Genomic DNA, 17,434 nt, shown 5'->3' on the forward strand with positions numbered 1-17,434 from the left:
TACTTCAGGCTGCTGTCAGCCAGCCGATCGCTGCGGTTCAATGAAACCTCACTCACGGGTGGAGGGGAGACCAGCAACAAGCTCCGAAGCTTTGGCGAGGAGTAGCTGACTAATGTGGATATCCGACATAATGCATTTTTCTGCTGACGGCTCCAATTTAGGTGCTTGTTTCCTTGACTATGGATATTCCGCCCCTCAGTCTTGAGATGAATATCCCGGTGAACATTGTTATAACACCAGCGATCTCCATGAGATCCGGTATCTCATGATCTATGAATATCGAAAGGATCATTGTAAAAATTGGCACTGAGAATGCGAGTACTGTTATCTTATTGACTGAACTCATTTTTATCATTACGTTCCAGAGTATAAACTGTACTGAACCTCCCAGGAGTGCCATCCAGAGAACATCTGCTATGAAGGATAATCCCGGATCAAATCTGGCATCGAAAGGGATATAGGCCAATAGTATAACACCACCTATGAAAAACTGCATGGTGTTTATTGATATAGGATCCTCTTCCTTGAGTTTCCTGTAATATACTGTAAAGAGTGCCCAGAATACAGCATTTGCAAGGGTGAGTACTGCGCCGAAAAGCGTGAATCCATGCATCAAAGGCAATCCGTACAGCATGACTCCCGCAAAACCTATTGCTATGCCTGCGATCTCTATCCTGGACGGCCTTTCCTTCACCATCAGGAAAGCTATGGGTAGCGAGAAGACTGGCATGGAATAACTCAAAATTGCGGATTCAGCAGGCGATACATATATGAGCCCGTATGCCCACAGAGCTGTGCTTGTGGAGGTCATAACTGAGAGTACCACCACACTCCAAGAGAGCTTCATATGTTTCGCAAATGGCAAGAGCGATAGTCCTGCGATAAAGTACCTCATGGACATGAAGATTGCTGGTGAGACCTGATTGACTCCATTCTTGGCAAAATAGTAGGAGAATGAGCTTATGATCACATAGGGAATGAGGTACTTTATCTCTTTCATTGAATGGGGGTATTGTTAGGGCGGTTAAAGATATTTGTTATGGGGTTTGTAAGGTGGATAGGTTCAAGCAGTTTCAGTTCAGAGGCATATCATTCTTTGACTCAAACGTCGGAATATACAACGTTTCAAAATATGCATCATATTCTGAGACAAATTATAGGGCGACCGCACAGAAAAAATACAAAATGTAAACCTTGACTCGAAAAATAATAAAGCCCGTCAAAAATATTTATGGCTGCTTGAATCCGCAATAGGGGCAGTAGACGGAATCTGCAGGAATATCTTTACCGCAGTTTGGGCATTTTTTAGTTCTTGGTAGGGCCGGTTGCTCCTGCCCTTCGAAGATATTTTCCTTCTCTTCAGAAACAGCAGACTCTATGAATTTAGGTATATTCTTTCCCTCTTCCTTTTTGCCAGCATTTATATACATACCTATGTTGGCGGTTGGAGCCTTAGCACGGGCAAGCTCTATCTCTCTTCTTCTCTGCTCTTCTAGTTTAAGTTTTTCTTCCTGTTCATGTCTGCGCTTAGCATCTGTTGTCCATCTCTCCATCTCTTTTTTCCATTTTTCTGGATCCTTCAGGACGAATGTAGCTCTATCATCACCTTTATCCGTGACAAACTCAACAGATAATGTTTTCTTTGTACCAAGCTTTATTCTCGGTACAGCCGTGGATATATTTACAATCAAGTATAGGGGCAGATCCAGCAATATCTTTGCTGGATGAGCATGTATGAATCCTCTGTGGCCTTTTTCTTCGTATATCAGGCGTTTGTCGCTAAGATACAGAGTACCCTTGAAGTATTGCTCTCCTCCACGTGTCATGCTTGATTTTTCTTGGAGGATCTCATGTTCATCTGGGTCGTAAACAGGCATCGTTTAAGTTAGTAAAGATTAGATATAAAAGTTTCTTAATGCTAAATACGGCTTCAATATTCTCTCCACCTATATCCGCATTCTTCGCAGGTGTAGAACTTTGTCTCAGGCTCATCAGCCGATCTTGTCTGCTTCAGCACATATCTTGCGCCTTTGTGATGGCATCTTGGACATACGGCATCTGAATCCAAGGGCTCTGCAGATACCTCCTCCTTTATCATTATTGTTTCCTTATCAGAGCTCTTTGCCACTATCTTTATGGTCTCCTTATTCTTTGATATTTCATACCCGCATGATGGACATACATATTTCCCATTCATTGGGGTCATGAGAGAACCACATTTTGGACAAAACATAGAATTATAGAATTACTATTTTCTATTTAAACTTAATAGTTTATTAACTTTATTCAGGCTTCAATGGTAAATTAACATGTAGCAGGAGAATCTACCATCATTTTAATTAGCGTGTTAGGTATATTTTCGCTATGTCTGAGGATATCGAAATGATCCTTAAGAACAGCAAAATTGTGGCTGTCGTTGGCGTATCCGATAAGCCGGAAAGGGACAGCTATAGAGTTGCAAAATATCTTTCAGAAAATGGCTATGAGATAATACCTGTGAATCCTGCAATAGAATCATGGAATGGTAGAAAGGCGTATAGGGATTTAACATCAATTCCAGTATCGGTGGATGTGGTGGATGTATTCAGGAAACCTGAAGCTGTTCCGGAAATAGTAGATCAGGCCATATTGAAGGGTGCTAAGGTCTTATGGCTTCAGGAAGGTATACAGCATAGGGAGGCGGAAGAAAAGGCCAGAAATAATGGTCTTCTGGTTGTATCAGACAGATGTATGATGAAGGAACACAAGAAGCTTATGGGCAAATGATAGATACAACGGCCTCTGAATTTCCAAATGAATTTATATGCGATGCAGGCATGACCACCCGATGAAAGATGGCGTTTGTCATATTTAAGAGCAAGGGCGATGACGAGAACGCAATAAACAACTTCCTTCAAGATGACAGAGTTTCACGAATGACCGTTCTCAAAAGGGACGGATCAATGTATGGTGAGGATGGAACGATATATCTGTTCGAGGGCAACGATGAGGCCGTAAATTATGTTAAGAGCATAAAACCGGCCAGCATGGTAGAGCTAGACTCCAAAGAAGCAGAAAATATATACAGAAAGATCAAGGAAGAAAACGATAATGCAGAAGAGGGAATGGGTTTTGTCTTCGGATAATCATTAAAATTTTTTATAAAAAAATTTATGATGGAACTGTCATTTTGGCCACAAGAAGAGCCAGTATAGTTCCATATATTATGGTTATCACGTATATGACCATGAGTGCGATCCCTATATTCCTCTTGGCCTTTTCACTTATGCTTGTATCAGCTATGATATGGTTAAGACCATTTACGCCATGGTAAGTTATTATATAAACAAAGATCAGGAAGAAGCCAAGCCACCATGGATTGTGCAGCTGATTTATGACCGAACTGAAGAATGCTACAGGATGACCGAAATCTATATGCGCTACATAGAGGTGAACGCCGAGGAAGAATAGCAGGAAAAGGCCAGTTACAGCCTGAACGAATCTGTTAAGTGAACCATATTTCATCTTTTCCTTCTCTGCCATTAGAAACCTACCCCCACAAACTGTAATGCATAATAGTCGAATAGACCCAGGAGCACCATCGCTATGATCTCGAAGGTGATAAACAGTGCCTTGTGATGGTACATCCCTATACCGAACTCATTGAGCGCAAGTCTCACACCGTTTGCTCCATGATAGAATATGACCAGAGCCAACAGGAAGTCCAACACAAGAAAACTGTCGTATGGTCCATATGTTATTGATTTTACGATGGCATTGTATGTGGCCTGTCCTCTCAAAAGGTTTGACAGAACGGTATAATGCAGATACAGGTAAAACAGTATGACTAGCCCAGAAAGTCTGTGGAAGGCAAAGGCGAAATATCCCATACCCTTCTTGTAGAATTTGGCCCAGGCTGTTATGCCTTCTTTCATTTCCTTATTCACTTCAACCATATTCATCTCCCTCCAAATATGCTCGCAATCTCAATCTTCAGGGCAGTTCTTCTGAGTTTCTGTATTGCGAACGATGGATCCACGCCCTTCGGGCAGACTTCGGTGCATTCGCCTGCGAAGTGGCATCTGGACGTCCCTTCCTCGCCATCGACAACTTCAACTCTGTATTTTGCACCCTGATCACGGTTATCAGCTATATATCTCCATGCTGCTGCCAGCGGTGCAGGCCCGAGATAATTTGGATCTGATCCCTCAATCGGGCATGCAGCCATACACAGGCCACATTTTATGCACATGGCAAAATTGGCATATTCATGGAACTGTTCCGGCGTCTGTGGAAGTTCTTTGTCATATTTCCCATCGTCATCCCTGATTATGTAAGGTTTGACCTCCCTGTATTTATCAAAGAATGGATCAATATCAACCACGAGATCTCGTATGACCTTATAGTGCTTCAGTGGTTCGATCTTTATATGATCCTTTTTAAGATCCTCTACTATCGTTGAGCATGCCATTCTTGGCTTTCCATCAATCTCCATGCCGCAGCTTCCACATATTTCCATTCTACAAGAGTATCTGAATGACAGCGACTGATCAAGGTTCTCCTTGATGTAAAGCAGGCCCTCTAGCACCGTGGATATCTTATCCTTTGGCACCTTGTAGGTACTGTAATAGACCTTCCCACTTTCATCCTTCCTCTTTATTTCAAATTCATATTCATCGGCCATGGTTTCACCTCAATATGTCCTGACCGTGGGCTGCCACTTCGTTATGACCACTGGCTTGTACGTTATCTTAGGTCCATCCTTTGTATACGTAGCTATCGTATGTTTCAAAAAGTTTTCGTCGTCTCTGTTTGGATAATCCTTCCTGTAGTGTGCGCCCCTACTCTCAGTCCTCATTATTGCGCCCACAGTAATAATTTCAGCCAGGTCAAGCATGAAGCCAACCTCAAGGGCCCACTCCAGCTCCATGTTGAACGTGCTGGACTTGTCCTGTATCGATATCTTTTCATACCTCTCCTTATAACTCTTTATATTTTTCAGCGCTGTGTTCAGGCCATTGGCGTCTCTGAATATCCCCACGTTTTTGTCCATGTTGTTTCTGAGATCCTCCCTTATCTTGGCGACGTTTTCTCCTCCATTCCTCTTGAGAAGGTCATCCCATATCCTCTTCTCTTCGGCATCTACATTGGAGACAACAAGGTCAGGAATATCATGTTCCATTGCATATTTTGCTGCGGATACCCCTGCTACGTTTCCAAGTGCAAGGCATTCATTGGTGGAGTTCGAACCGAGTCTGTTGGCTCCGTGAATACTCACGCACGCATTTTCTCCGGCGGCAAAAATTCCGGAATAATCTGTGGTTGTCTTTACGTTTGAATCTATGCCACCCATAGTGTAATGCGTTGCCGGATGGACAGGGATAAGCTCTGTATGTGCATCTATACCGTTGAACTTCTTAGCTATTTCAGTTATCATTGGCAGGCGTTCATCTAGTACATCAGCCATATGCCTGAGGTCAAGATATACATACTCCATGTCCCCATATTCGCCCTTGGCCCCTCTTCCTGCCTCGATCTCCCACATGATGGCTCTTGAAACAACATCTCTGGAAGCCTTTTCCAGTTTGTTGGGTGCATAGGCCTGCATGAATCTCTTCTTCTCGCCATTCAGAAGATATCCACCGTCTGCTCTGGCGCCCTCAGTTATGAGTATTCCGGATGGTACCAGTCCTGTTGGATGGAACTGAATAAACTCCATATCCTTCAACGGTATTCCAGCCCTATAGGCTATGGCATCTCCATCACCGGAAACAGAATGTGCGTAAGTACTGAACTGGTAAAGCCTTCCTGCTCCGCCTGCCGCAAAGACTATCGCCTTGCCCTGAAATACGGTAAAATCACCAGTTCTCAGATTTATGGTGGTGAGTGAATTGAATCTGCCATTTTCAATAAACATCGAGGTCGCAAAATATTCGTTATAGAATCGAATGTTATCATATTTCAGAGCACGGCTGAAGAGCGTCTGCATGACGTGAAAACCAGTCTTATCTGCAGCAAATGTTGCTCTGGGAAAGCTCAGCGCTCCAAAATCTCTCTGAGATATCGTGCCATCTGGATTTCTGCTCCATGGGCAGCCCCAGTGGTCTGTGGTGTAGATCTGTTCAGGAACTAACCTCACGAATTCCTCAACTGCATCCTGATCCGCCAGATAGTCCGAGCCCTTAATGGTATCATATGCATGGAGATCAAAGCTATCCTTTGGGTTCAGGACGGCACTTGTACCTCCCTCTGCTGAAACAGAATGAGAACGGAGGGGATACAGTTTAGAGACCACCCCTACAGAGAGATTTTTATTATATTCTGCGGCAGCGACAGCTGCCCTCAGGCCAGCCATCCCGCCACCAAGGATGATCACATCCTCTTTAATCTTCTCCAAGTAAACACACCGGAGTATTATCCCTGAAACAAATATATTTTTTTGCCTTACCATACACATAGCATGATAGAAATCGGCTGAATTTTTCTGTTAATATACAAACAACGTTGTAGTATGTGCATATAATGCTGAATTTCATAAATATTGATTTTTTTAGAACAAATCATTTATATTAAGTTCTAGCGTTCGCTGTAAGTCTTAAATACAATAACGGAAGATCGGATCGTTTTTCTGCACCAATAGGTTTATTTTTCAGAATAACCTGATCAAGTGTGAATGCAAACATAGTGATTGCCGGCCCGGGTACAGGCAAGACCACCAGTATATCTCAAAAATATGTTGAGCTTATAAGAAAGGGTGTGGACCAGAGAGATATACTCTGCTTGACCTTCACCAATAAGGCCGCAGAGAATATGAGAAAGAGGATCATACAGGCCCTCCAGAAGGAGAATCTTTTGACAGATCTGAGCGCTATAAACGTCTATACATTCCATTCCTTTGCCTATTCTGCCGTCAGGAGATACGGATACAGAGGGATCGTCAATCAGAATTTTTTGAGGAAGGTGATATTTGACTATCTCATCAAAAATAATGTATTCAATTATGAAAGGGAATATCTGATATCCAGAATTGTGCCACAGCTGGAGAATATAGTTAGATACCTCGGCAGCTTCGGTATTGATCGCATCGAAGAACCGGAGAAGGTGGCTGCATCATTAAGAGATGCATTTGAGGCTCGGAGAAAAGAAAAAGGTGTAAAGGAAAGCACGGATGAGATAATAGATCTATTCGTTCATCTCAGCAGGATACTGGATGAGTATCGTCTGGCCAAGGAGTCAAGAAATCTGATCGATTACAATGATATGATAACAAAATTCCTGACGCTGGATGTGAAGCCAAAATTCAGATATGTGCTTGTTGATGAACTTCAAGACGCGAGTGAACTTCAGGCCAAATTGATCAGTTCAGTTGGTGAGCAGGTGTATGCTGTTGGAGACAGGAAGCAGTCGATTTTTGGATTTCAGGGCGGCGGATTCGGGAATTTCGAGCATCATTTCCCGAACGCTTCTATTGAGTATCTCTCCACCGATCATAGAAATTCTGAGCAGATATTGAATTACGCACGCGAGTTCTTTCTCAAGAATACTAGGTATCCGAATCAGTACCATAATGAATTAGCTGAATTGAAAAGTTCAAAGGATGATAAAGGGTATGTCGAAATAGTCGAGGCCGACGAAGAAGCCATTATTGATCTTCTGAAGAAGTTTCCGAAGGATAGGGTGGGTATTCTTGCCAGGAGAAACGATCAGGTCATAAGGATATCCTCGATTTTAGACAGAAACAACATAAAATACGCCTCCAGTGCCTTGTCTGCAACAAGCGATCGCGCCAAGAAGGATGTGATTGCCTTCCTGAAGATGATAATTTATGGTGATATGCAGAGCGTAATAAACGGTCTATTCACGCCATTCAGTGGTTTGCAGATAAGCGAGGCGTATGATATAAAGGAAAGCTTGATAAGTGGAAACACCAGTCTTCAGAATTACGATCTGCTTAAAAGTCTCAGACTTACATACTCGGCACCTGGAATTAAGGGCCTCATAGATATATTCGATAGGTTGATAATTCCGATAGCGATAGCATTCGACCAGCGCTATTTTCTCACTGTTCAAAGGCTATACAGAAACCTTAACGAGTATCTTGACTTCTACGGAAACGAAAGTAGAGACGATCTGATCAATTATCTGGAGATATGTGACGAGGAAACAGAGGAGATAGACACCAATGAGAGAATATCAGTTATGACCGTTCACAAGGCAAAGGGCCTCGAATTTGACACGGTAATATACTTTCCAAAAACCAAGAAGGACGAAAAGATGAGCGCAGTAGATCTGGTTGCGGAGCAGATGATCAGGATAAATAAGGGGAAGGATGTCTCCATCGATCTAGAAGACGAGGATACGCGTGTTGATTTTGTCGCAATAACGCGTGCTGCCAGGAATCTTGTAGTTGTCACTGACGATGATCGTTATTTCAATACCTATTCGATCCGGGGAGGTTCTATCGTTGCTCCGCAAAACTTCATAGATGAGAATAGGTACGATATTAAGAGAGAGCCATACCTCGCCTTTGTACGCGGAGACATCAATAAAGCATTCGATCTGATCCATGAAGAGGGAAGAATAAGAAAGCTGATCTACTCAGGAATAAGGAAGAATAATGTAATATCATTCTCTCTGCTTTCCTCTCTGGAAGATCCGTTCAGGTTTCTGAAGGATCATATACTGGAACTTAAGTACACAAGCCCGGCCATGAGGTTAGGCACAAGCATACATGGTATGGCACAGGGGATCTACGAAGGAACGATAGACGTACAATCTTTATCGCCTCATTATAGGCTATATTATGAAAATATAATTGGCGTCATGAAAAAGATAAATGAAGAATGGCAGATGAAGCAGATAGGCAGTGAAGTAGAGGTGAAGATCCCAGGATCAGTTTATATGAAGGAGGCTGAAGATTTCATACTTTATGGTAAGATAGACGCTATTTTCAGCGATGGAGAACGATATCTCATACTAGATTATAAGACGGATAAGAGAAAGAATTCGAATAACCACTACGGCGATCAGCTTGCTTTCTACAAGATGCTTTATTCAAGATCAAATCATATAGATCCAAACAAGATACAAACGGCTATTGGATATATAGCTCTTCGCCCGACTATAAATACGGGGGAAATAACATACGAGGTTTACAGGATAGAACGCACGGATTCAAAGATAAGAAGCCTGATACAGCGATATGTGGATTACTGCAAAGATCCTGAAAAGTTCATAGACGATCTCATCGAATATGGATCGAAGAAGGCGGATGATACGCTTTATGATCGTATAATGGCAATATTGAAGAACGGAAGTACAGAGATATAAGCGTAAGAATACCTGAATCGTGCCTTTATAGGAAAGTTAGGAGTTTAAGGGAAGCAGTAAAACCCACTCTTCGGACATAAGATACCCGGACTTCCCTCAATGGATATACTCATAAATTGTTTTCCCATATTTTTGCATCCATCACGATAACCAAGTGGCTGGATGCATGAGTAAAATCGCTGAGATCCGAATCCACGCCTGTGGACATCACGATATGGAGCTTGCCTTGGATATCCGGAAAGGCAGATGTCTCTTCGCTGAAAGGAAGATCCGATGCTTTAGCTTAGGAGTAGCTCACATCTGCACGAAAATGCGTCTTTGGCCACTTTACGATTTAGAGCCACGGATTTTAGATCTCCGATCAAAATGAATGCGGGAAAATTGTACATATTATTTATCTATAATTATGTTATTACCCTATGATGAAAGATCCAGCATCACATTATTTCAAATGCACGCCACGGGAGAGAGCTGTGTTTGAAGCGGGCATCAAGCTTGGGACAGTGTATCATCAGTATGTTGGTATACCCATAAACCAGGGGAATGTGAGTTATATAGAAAAAGCGATAAAGGAAAGTATAATGGTACAGCCATTTGTTGAGGAGGCTGAAGTCAAGATTGATCCATCGGTCAATAATAAAAAACCTGGCGTATATAAATACCTCACATTGAGTGGAGAAATGCTGGACGTAAGGATCAAGGTGAACTACGATGGCAATGTGGTCGTGGCACGCCTGAAGTACATTCCGGAAATGGACTATCCGCTTATGTATATAGAGGAGTGATGCAGGTTGGCTATAAAAATCGGAATCACAGGTCCTGTTGGGTCGATAAAATCGGAAGCTCTTCAGAAGATAATAGACATGCTTAGGAATGATCATCTCAACGTTCAAGGTGTACTCGTATCGAAAGTGACGAACAACGGAAAACTCACTGGTTACACAATTGAGGATATAGAATCCAAGAGAAAGGCACAGTTCTGCTTCGACAACTTCGTCTCGAGAGTAAAGATAGACAAACTTGGAGTTGATACAAAGATACTCGAGGAGATTCTTATACCGAGTTTGCAGAAGGCAAGGGAAACAGCCGATGTCATCGTCATAGACGAGGTCGGAAAGCTGGAGAACACCACAAAGAAGGTGCACGCTGAAATAGAGGAAACCCTGAAATGCGGTAAGCCGCTCATTGTGACCCTGCATAAGAGATCTAGAAATCCAGTCCTGCAGGAGATCAAGAGTTTGGAGGGCGTCAGGGTATTCGATATCACGCCGATAAACAAGAATATACTGCCCTTTAAGGTTATGCATGTCCTAAAGGGAGAGGAATGATAATAAAGGAGGGAGAGGCCGAGATCTCCGTTCCTGAGATATATCATGGCCCCGGAAAGAGGGGCGCTGGTTTCTACAATGCGGATCAGAAGATAAACCGAGATATAACTATAGAATTCATAAAGCGAATGGGTATAAAAACTGCTCTGGATGGTTTTGGTGGAACTGGAATACGTGGAATAAGGATTGCTAAGGAAACCAACGCCTCGGTCACGATAGCAGAGGTGTCTCCAGAATCATATAGAATCGTAAGGGATAACATAGAGAGGAATGGTTCCCACGCGACAGCCGTGAATGATACCTTTGAATGTGTATTGCAGCATGGTTCGTTTGAATATGTGGATATCGATCCATACGGATCACCAGTCCCATATATAGATGCCGCATTGATGGGGGTAAAACGTGGAGGTTTTCTTGGTATAACCGCAACTGATCAGACCGCCCTCACCGGATCAGTACCGCATAAGACAAGAATAAGATATGATGCCTTAATTCAGAATGATACTTTCAGGCATGAGATGGGTATCAGGCTCTTGATAGGATACACAGCAAAGAGGGCAGCCGCACTTGGCAGATCCATTGAACCCATGCTTTCTATATGGCATGGACATTATTATCGCATATTTCTGAAGATTGAAAAGGGTTTTCAGAGCGCCGGAAGGATGATCCGTGAGGTTGGATATGTCAACAAGCACGATATTCATGCTGACATGTATCCGGACGTTGAAGAGGGGCCTGTCTGGAAGGGAAGAATACAGGAGAATGAGGTTGCCAGAGATGTACTCGAATCCACCGGCCATATAAATTTCAATTCAGAAGAAAACAGGTTGCTGTTCTGTGATATGACTGATATAGCAAGATTCAGACATATCAGCCTTCCCTCCGTTTCCTCGGTTATAGATAAAATCAGGGAGGCTGGATATATTGCAGCTAGAACCATGTTTTCACCAACGGGCATTAAGACAGACGCGAGCTGCGCTCAGATCGAAGAGATGATGATGGATATTTTGCGTCACTGACCGAAGCATAGGCAAAAATAATATATTGCATAATGTTCAGTTCCCTAGAATGAGCAGATTTTCCATAATAAGACCGATCAACGGTACAATGGGTTTCATATCAACCTATATCTCCGCTTATATAGCGGTGGGAAGCAGGATCACGGCTCATTTGATTCCGGTTACAATGGCTGCCATAGCTGTTTTTCTTGTCACATCCGGCGGCAACATAATCAACGATATAGTGGATGTGGAAGTGGATAGAATAAATCATCCAAAGAGACCGCTTGTCACTGGAGAGATGTCCAAGAGAGAAGCTGAAACCATATTTCTGGTTTTATTTGGCATTTCCATAGTTATATCAGTCTTCATCTCCATAGTTGCGATGCTCATAGTTATATTGGCCGAAGTGCTACTCGTATCCTACGAGTATTTTCTTAAAAAGACCGGGCTGCCTGGAAATGCGGTCATAAGCCTTCTCATAGGTCTGATCTTCATCTTCGGGGGCGTATCCGTATTCTCTTACAGCAGGATGATATTCCTCTTTTTACTTGCATTTACATCCAACATGTCGAGAGAGATAATAAAGGACGTCGAGGACGTTAACGGAGATTCTGATAGGATCACGTTTCCAAAGAGATACGGCGTTAAAAAGGCGATAATGCTTTCAGATATAATCATCGCTATATTAGTTGTTGTCTCTTATCTACCCTTTGCCCTTCACATTCTATCCATATACTATCTGTATGTTGTTCTTGTGGCAGATGCACTATTTATAACTTCAGGCGCGATATCATCCAGAAATCCAACGTCCGGCCAAAAAGTATCAAAGTATGCTATGATAGTGGGCATGGCGTCGTTCCTCGCAGGTGCATTCTGATGACTGTACTAGAAGAGATGATCCAGAGATCGAAGAGCGGAAAGGTGCATATGACTTTGATAGATCCAGCTTCAAAGCCCCCTCAGGAATGTGCCCGTATAGCGGAGGAGGCAGAGATGGCCGGAACGGACTTCATAATGGTAGGTGGTTCAACGGATATCGACATGAGGATGATGGACGAGGCCATCACTGCCATAAAGGATCGTACAAATCTGAAAGTGATCATATTCCCTGGTTCATCGCTCATGATCTCGTCAAAAGCTGATGCAATATTTTTCATGAGTCTGCTCAATTCAGGCAATCTCGATTATGTGGTTGGGCATCAAGTTAAGGCTGCCATTCCGCTTTCATCCATGCCTATAGAGAAGATACCGATGGCATATCTCGTTTTCTATCCTGGAATGACTGTGGGACGCGTGAGCCAAGCCAGGTTGATACCAAGAGACGATGAAAATACCGCATTATCCTATGCACTGGCTGCGCAGTACCTTGGCTTCAGACTGCTTTACTTCGAGGCTGGTAGCGGCTCTCCTTATCATGTCAGCGAAAATGTGATCAAGAGAGTCAAAAGTGAAGTGCAGATACCGATAATAGTTGGAGGGGGCATCAGGACTGCAGAATCCGCAAAGTCCCTGGCGATGGCCGGTGCAGATATGATCGTCACAGGAACAATAACTGAGAGAACCTCCAACGTATATGAAGCCCTGCACCCTATAATCGAAAGCATAAAGGAAATAGGGTTGTCAAAAATACATTGATAATCAAATATAAATCAATAATCATACAGGTATAGCAATCCCATCTCCCCTTGGATCCGCAGCACCCACGACAACGCCGTTCGGAAGCATAGTGGTTATCTGTGCAGTACCAAATTCAGGTGAAACCTCTTTAATTCTTATGCCTCTGGTCTTTGAGTATTCGGATAGATATTCTGCGAGATGCGTAGATTCCACATATATTGGGCCTGGATCCTCGTAGATGGTGTATGGCTCAGCCCACCTTGGCCTGTCTATAAGAGCCTGTGGATCAGAGTTTTCTCTGAATATGTTCATCAAGATCTGCATCTGAACCTGTGGTTGAATGTCGCCTCCCATCGATCCAAATGAGGCATACAGGTCACCACGCTTCTCAACTATGCAGGCTGCTAAAGTATGAAAGGTTCTCTTGCCTGGCATCAGTGCGTTAGGATGAGTTCTGTCAAGGCTGAAGTATGTACCTCTATTTTGCAATACAAAACCTGTACCTCTTGGAACGATGCCAGAACCGAAGCCCATGTAGTTGCTCTGAATCATGCTGACTGAACGCCCCTCTCCATCACTTATAGAAAAGTAAGTTGTATCTCCTCTATCCGGATCGGTGTTCTCCTGCCTTGCGATAGAACCGATTCCCGAATCTTTATAATTTGGATTCTTCATGAAGGCAGGATCCGTTATATATCTTCTCCTCTCATACGCACCATACATCGATTCCATCAGATCGGTCGCCTTGACATCGGACATGGATTCTGTCCCATAGCCCCTTTGGAAAAGATTCTCCACCCAGTGAATCAGTGTGATACCCTGGCTATTCGGTGAGGTCTCATATATTTTGAAATCATCAAGGGCAGTGCATACCGGTCTCCGCAGTACTGGGCTATAGGCTTTGAGATCTTGATCATCGATCAGTGAACCCGCATCAATTAGCCCAGCAGTTATGGTTTCAGAAAGCCTTCCATTGTAGAAGGATCCATAACCATCCTCAGCCAATGATTTCAGGGTATTGGCAAGATCTGGCTGCTTGAAAATTTCACCTGGCGCTGGGGGTCTGCCGCCAGGCATGAATATTGAAGACCAGCCAGAGTATCTTCCCAGAAGTGTTGCACTGCGTGCTATGGATTCCGAATAATTCTGTGTAACTGGGAACCCTTCCCTTGCCATGCGTATGGCAGGTTTCAGAATTTCATGAATATCCAGGCTTGCATATCTCCTGTATATCGTTTCCCAGGATCCGACAATTCCAGGAACAGTGATGGCTGCATATATGCCCCGCTCCGGTATTCTTTTCATGCCCATTGATTCATAGAACTCTATGCTGGTTGCCTTTGCGGACTGTCCGCTGCCATTCAAATCGATAATTTCACCGTTTTCGTCTCTTATGAGTGCGAAGAGATCGCCACCAATACCACAGAGGTTGTTCTGTGTTACGCAAAGTGCAGCACTGACTGCCAGTGCAGCATCGAATATGTTGCCACCAGCTTTCATTACGTCTCTGCCAGCGATCGAGGCAAGTTCACTCGAGGAGGCGATAACGGCTTTATCCGAGAAGGCATTTGGTCTGCTGCGTTTCACGTCTCATCATGCAGTCTTGATTATATATCATTTGCCGTAAAAAATTTAAAATTTTTTCAAAAAAAATTATTTATTTCGTGGCAGTTAGCGCATGGCTGCTTCTGTAATTGACATAGACGTATAATGAGAGCATGAGTGCCAGAAGAGTGAAGCCTACGGCGGTAGTGAGAATGGTTCCAAGCACCATTGGTCCGGTGGTCACAACCTGCGAGAGAACTAATTTGCCTCCCATTGCTGTTGGATACACCGTGAAATAAAGGGAATAGATCGAGATGATGAGCAACACGATGAAGACAGCTTTGTTAGACAGGAGATTCTTTGCTATATTCAGGAGATACAGCGCTGGTACCCCCATTATTATGAATGCGGGTATGACTATGATTGGACTGATGTGTACGCCCATCTGTACAAGCGATATGATGCCGAGAACGAATCCTAGTACTGCAGATATAATTCCCACCGTGGCGAATCTCCTAACATCATACAATGCAGGCGCCAGTCCAAAGGTTATCAACACTGCAGAAATTATGAAGAGTATATCTCCGGGTGCTGCTATCCATTCAATTGCATTGAATGTGACCTGTGCATTATTAACAGAACTCAAGGAGTTCACAGGATTTCCTGTTATGGAAATGCTCACTCCATGACCGCTAATCACTGCTGAAACAAATGCCAGAAATACAATTGAGAGGAGCAATGTTGAGGTCACATATATATAATATAACTGCCTATCGGTGAAGATACGCCTTTTCTCTGCGAATTCTCCTAGTATTATTGCCACGTTTCTTATAATGAAGAGAATAAGAAATACAAGGAGCAACGCAGCAAATGCAAATGCCACTGGAATCAATATGCCGGCAAACGTTGCATCTGTCTCTACCACGAACATGGCTAGAAATGTGCCTGTGACTTCCCATACAGGAGCCACATATGACATTATCTTCGATCCGCTGTTTTTCCAGTCAAGGAGAAGCAACACGCCTCCCATTAGTTCTGTGAGAAGGAATGCTACGGCCGCAGCTGTGGTGAAAAACTGGATTGCAAAGAGTGTAAGCACCTATATCACCTCCCTGCCACTGCTGAAGAACCAGTGGATTTTATTTCGGATCTGAGGTCTCCCTTCTTCATGAGCCTGAATGCATACCAGTATGAAAATGGCATAAGTACCGTATAGAACGCCATTATCAGATAACCAGGAACAACAATCGATGGTGAATAGTTAGCCGCCTGATAGACTGTCATTACGTTGTAGATTATCCATGGCTGTCTTCCCACTTCATCTGTGACCCATCCGGCTATATAGATTGGTATAGTCAATATTGCGAATAATATCTGTGCTATCATGAATCCTTTGTTTTCATAGGGCTTCTTCTTAAGTATCCAGGCTATGAGAGTCACAAAGAGATATAGCCCTATAAGAGAACCACCAAGGACCATCAGATCGAAGGTATCATGAACAGCAAGCGGTGGCCATGTACTAGGATTAAACTGTGAAAGACCAGGCACAGCGGTATTGAGGTTTCCATTGCCTGCGAGAAGGCTCTGAAGCAAAGGCACCTTGATGCCTCCAACCACGACATAATGCCCATTCTGTTCAACGATGGTTCCGAATAAGTGTTCTGGGGCATCCTTTGCGATTGGGTATGGATTCAGATCTAGGGCGGCGTATTTTTCCGGCTGGTATGCAAGAAGACCACTCATTTCCAGTGTGCCCGAAAGCCCAGCCATTATTATCAGGAACATGTTCATGGGGAAGGTGACCTTCAGGCCCTTGCGCCAGAGATTCTTTTCTTCGAACGTCTTTGACCTGAGGTACTGATAGGCAAAGAAAGCTCCAAGAACCATAAGTCCTGAGAATGCCGTAACGATTGCCACATGGAATATTTCGCGTCCAGTAGACGGTGTCATTGCAGTTATGAATGGATTAACGTCTATTATCTTACCCGTCTGCTCGTAGTAGCTTATATTGAATCCATTGGGCGTGTTCATCCAGGCGTTGATCATGGTTATGAAAACAGCAGATCCGAGTGTGCCTCCAGCTACGCCGAAAGTCAGAAGCCAGTGATGCATCCTGTTCTTGAATACATCCCAGTAGTAGTAATAGGAAACCAGCATTATTGTTTCCAGGAAGAATGCGAATATCTCATAATAGAACGGGAGGACACCGACCACTGCTATCACGGTCATAAATTTTGGGAACAGATCTATCAGTTCCACTGCCATAACAGCGCCTGAGGCTGTTCCAACGGCGAAGAACATGACCAACGCCTTTGCAACTCTACGCGTCAGTATGTCATAGTAGGCATCCTTGTACTTTATGGCAATGTATTCCAGCACCGGCAATATAACCGACAGTCCAATACTCATCAGGACGATAAGAATATGTGAACCTATTGAGTACGCGAATAGCAATCTGTCAAACGTACCTATGTTCATATCAATAAGAATACATAAGAAGTATTTAAAACTAAAATTAAATAATTATAAAATAGAAATTGCGAAAAATAATTATTCAGAAAGATAAGAAAAGCTCACAATTATGAAGAAATTCTTGACAGCGCCTCTTCAACTGTTTCGGAGGGGGGATAGCAC

At 43.3% G+C, this 17,434-nt stretch carries 19 protein-coding genes; 9 read left to right on the forward strand and 10 right to left on the reverse strand.

The window, feature by feature from the left end:
* Positions 1–157: 157 nt before the first annotated feature.
* The gene (locus tag Q0C15_RS00280; protein ID WP_297214832.1) at positions 158–1,000 is read right to left on the reverse strand and encodes a DMT family transporter; all 843 of its coding nucleotides are present in this window, start codon (positions 998–1,000) and stop codon (positions 158–160) included.
* Positions 1,001–1,053: 53 nt separating this feature from the next.
* Here Q0C15_RS00280 and Q0C15_RS00285 point away from each other — a divergent pair, with 53 nt between their 5' ends.
* Positions 1,054–1,191: a hypothetical protein gene (locus tag Q0C15_RS00285; protein ID WP_297214834.1), complete on the forward strand. Its 138-nt coding sequence runs from the start codon at positions 1,054–1,056 to the stop codon at positions 1,189–1,191.
* A gap of 38 nt (positions 1,192–1,229) precedes the next feature.
* On the opposite strand, the gene Q0C15_RS00290 is transcribed toward Q0C15_RS00285, so the two are convergent.
* Positions 1,230–1,877 (reverse strand): zinc ribbon domain-containing protein, encoded by a 648-nt coding sequence (locus Q0C15_RS00290; protein WP_297214836.1) that lies wholly within the window; start codon positions 1,875–1,877, stop codon positions 1,230–1,232.
* Positions 1,878–1,930: 53 nt separating this feature from the next.
* Complete coding sequence (locus tag Q0C15_RS00295) at positions 1,931–2,233, reverse strand: transcription factor S (RefSeq protein WP_110641823.1); 303 nt, start codon at positions 2,231–2,233, stop codon at positions 1,931–1,933.
* A 131-nt stretch (positions 2,234–2,364) separates the two neighbouring features.
* On the opposite strand from Q0C15_RS00295, the gene Q0C15_RS00300 reads away from it, so the two are divergent.
* Complete coding sequence (locus Q0C15_RS00300; protein WP_297214841.1) at positions 2,365–2,766, forward strand: CoA-binding protein; 402 nt, start codon at positions 2,365–2,367, stop codon at positions 2,764–2,766.
* Positions 2,767–2,834: 68 nt separating this feature from the next.
* Complete coding sequence (locus Q0C15_RS00305) at positions 2,835–3,125, forward strand: hypothetical protein (RefSeq protein WP_297214843.1); 291 nt, start codon at positions 2,835–2,837, stop codon at positions 3,123–3,125.
* Between the two features lie 25 nt (positions 3,126–3,150).
* Here the strand turns inward: Q0C15_RS00305 and Q0C15_RS00310 are convergent, their stop codons facing one another.
* From Q0C15_RS00310 to Q0C15_RS00325, 4 genes are read right to left on the reverse strand one after another with little or no spacing between them, the layout of a single operon-like run.
* Positions 3,151–3,522, reverse strand: coding sequence for a succinate dehydrogenase hydrophobic membrane anchor subunit (locus Q0C15_RS00310; protein ID WP_297214845.1), 372 nt, complete (start codon positions 3,520–3,522; stop codon positions 3,151–3,153).
* Complete coding sequence (locus tag Q0C15_RS00315) at positions 3,522–3,935, reverse strand: succinate dehydrogenase, cytochrome b556 subunit (protein ID WP_297214846.1); 414 nt, start codon at positions 3,933–3,935, stop codon at positions 3,522–3,524. Before Q0C15_RS00315 ends, Q0C15_RS00310 begins: the two co-directional genes overlap by 1 nt.
* A 2-nt stretch (positions 3,936–3,937) precedes the next feature.
* Positions 3,938–4,663 (reverse strand): succinate dehydrogenase iron-sulfur subunit, encoded by a 726-nt coding sequence (locus Q0C15_RS00320; RefSeq protein WP_110641815.1) that lies wholly within the window; start codon positions 4,661–4,663, stop codon positions 3,938–3,940.
* Between the two features lie 9 nt (positions 4,664–4,672).
* Entirely contained in the window at positions 4,673–6,376 is a 1,704-nt protein-coding gene (locus Q0C15_RS00325) for a succinate dehydrogenase/fumarate reductase flavoprotein subunit (RefSeq protein WP_297214849.1), read from the reverse strand.
* 272 nt (positions 6,377–6,648) lie between these two features.
* Here Q0C15_RS00325 and Q0C15_RS00330 point away from each other — a divergent pair, with 272 nt between their 5' ends.
* The 6 genes from Q0C15_RS00330 (at position 6,649) to Q0C15_RS00355 (ending at position 13,273) form a co-directional block, all read left to right on the forward strand.
* On the forward strand, positions 6,649–9,309 hold the full coding sequence (locus tag Q0C15_RS00330) for an ATP-dependent DNA helicase (RefSeq protein ID WP_297214851.1): 2,661 nt from the start codon (positions 6,649–6,651) through the stop codon (positions 9,307–9,309).
* 419 nt (positions 9,310–9,728) lie between these two features.
* Complete coding sequence (locus Q0C15_RS00335; protein WP_297214853.1) at positions 9,729–10,094, forward strand: dihydroneopterin aldolase family protein; 366 nt, start codon at positions 9,729–9,731, stop codon at positions 10,092–10,094.
* Between the two features lie 6 nt (positions 10,095–10,100).
* Positions 10,101–10,637, forward strand: coding sequence for an NTPase (locus tag Q0C15_RS00340; protein ID WP_110641809.1), 537 nt, complete (start codon positions 10,101–10,103; stop codon positions 10,635–10,637).
* Positions 10,634–11,656 (forward strand): tRNA (guanine-N2)-dimethyltransferase, encoded by a 1,023-nt coding sequence (locus tag Q0C15_RS00345; protein ID WP_297214856.1) that lies wholly within the window; start codon positions 10,634–10,636, stop codon positions 11,654–11,656. The genes Q0C15_RS00340 and Q0C15_RS00345 overlap by 4 nt, the downstream gene beginning before the upstream one ends.
* A 49-nt stretch (positions 11,657–11,705) precedes the next feature.
* On the forward strand, positions 11,706–12,515 hold the full coding sequence (locus tag Q0C15_RS00350; protein ID WP_297214857.1) for a UbiA family prenyltransferase: 810 nt from the start codon (positions 11,706–11,708) through the stop codon (positions 12,513–12,515).
* Entirely contained in the window at positions 12,515–13,273 is a 759-nt protein-coding gene (locus Q0C15_RS00355) for a geranylgeranylglyceryl/heptaprenylglyceryl phosphate synthase (protein ID WP_297214859.1), read from the forward strand. Before Q0C15_RS00350 ends, Q0C15_RS00355 begins: the two co-directional genes overlap by 1 nt.
* A gap of 21 nt (positions 13,274–13,294) precedes the next feature.
* Here Q0C15_RS00355 and Q0C15_RS00360 read toward each other — a convergent pair whose 3' ends face one another.
* The 3 genes from Q0C15_RS00360 to Q0C15_RS00370 all read right to left on the reverse strand — a co-directional run bounded on the left by Q0C15_RS00360 (position 13,295) and on the right by Q0C15_RS00370 (position 17,278).
* Positions 13,295–14,842, reverse strand: coding sequence for a gamma-glutamyltransferase family protein (locus Q0C15_RS00360; RefSeq protein ID WP_297214861.1), 1,548 nt, complete (start codon positions 14,840–14,842; stop codon positions 13,295–13,297).
* 70 nt (positions 14,843–14,912) lie between these two features.
* Entirely contained in the window at positions 14,913–15,899 is a 987-nt protein-coding gene (locus tag Q0C15_RS00365) for a hypothetical protein (protein ID WP_297214863.1), read from the reverse strand.
* A gap of 5 nt (positions 15,900–15,904) precedes the next feature.
* Complete coding sequence (locus tag Q0C15_RS00370) at positions 15,905–17,278, reverse strand: cytochrome ubiquinol oxidase subunit I (RefSeq protein ID WP_297214865.1); 1,374 nt, start codon at positions 17,276–17,278, stop codon at positions 15,905–15,907.
* Positions 17,279–17,434 lie beyond the last annotated feature (156 nt).

Source organism: Thermoplasma sp., from assembly GCF_023256435.1.
GTDB lineage: Archaea > Thermoplasmatota > Thermoplasmata > Thermoplasmatales > Thermoplasmataceae > Thermoplasma.

Excerpts from the sequence above, each read along its gene's own strand:
- Q0C15_RS00280 (WP_297214832.1), bottom strand. The coding sequence starts at position 1,000 with ATGAAAGAGATAAAGTACCTCATTCCCTATGTGATCATAAGCTCATTC.
- Q0C15_RS00290 (WP_297214836.1), bottom strand. The coding sequence starts at position 1,877 with ATGCCTGTTTACGACCCAGATGAACATGAGATCCTCCAAGAAAAATCA.
- Q0C15_RS00295 (WP_110641823.1), bottom strand. The coding sequence starts at position 2,233 with ATGTTTTGTCCAAAATGTGGTTCTCTCATGACCCCAATGAATGGGAAA.
- Q0C15_RS00300 (WP_297214841.1), top strand. The coding sequence starts at position 2,365 with ATGTCTGAGGATATCGAAATGATCCTTAAGAACAGCAAAATTGTGGCT.
- Q0C15_RS00305 (WP_297214843.1), top strand. The coding sequence starts at position 2,835 with ATGGCGTTTGTCATATTTAAGAGCAAGGGCGATGACGAGAACGCAATA.
- Q0C15_RS00310 (WP_297214845.1), bottom strand. The coding sequence starts at position 3,522 with ATGGCAGAGAAGGAAAAGATGAAATATGGTTCACTTAACAGATTCGTT.
- Q0C15_RS00315 (WP_297214846.1), bottom strand. The coding sequence starts at position 3,935 with ATGGTTGAAGTGAATAAGGAAATGAAAGAAGGCATAACAGCCTGGGCC.
- Q0C15_RS00320 (WP_110641815.1), bottom strand. The coding sequence starts at position 4,663 with ATGGCCGATGAATATGAATTTGAAATAAAGAGGAAGGATGAAAGTGGG.
- Q0C15_RS00335 (WP_297214853.1), top strand. The coding sequence starts at position 9,729 with ATGATGAAAGATCCAGCATCACATTATTTCAAATGCACGCCACGGGAG.
- Q0C15_RS00345 (WP_297214856.1), top strand. The coding sequence starts at position 10,634 with ATGATAATAAAGGAGGGAGAGGCCGAGATCTCCGTTCCTGAGATATAT.
- Q0C15_RS00350 (WP_297214857.1), top strand. The coding sequence starts at position 11,706 with ATGAGCAGATTTTCCATAATAAGACCGATCAACGGTACAATGGGTTTC.
- Q0C15_RS00355 (WP_297214859.1), top strand. The coding sequence starts at position 12,515 with ATGACTGTACTAGAAGAGATGATCCAGAGATCGAAGAGCGGAAAGGTG.
- Q0C15_RS00370 (WP_297214865.1), bottom strand. The coding sequence starts at position 17,278 with ATGAACATAGGTACGTTTGACAGATTGCTATTCGCGTACTCAATAGGT.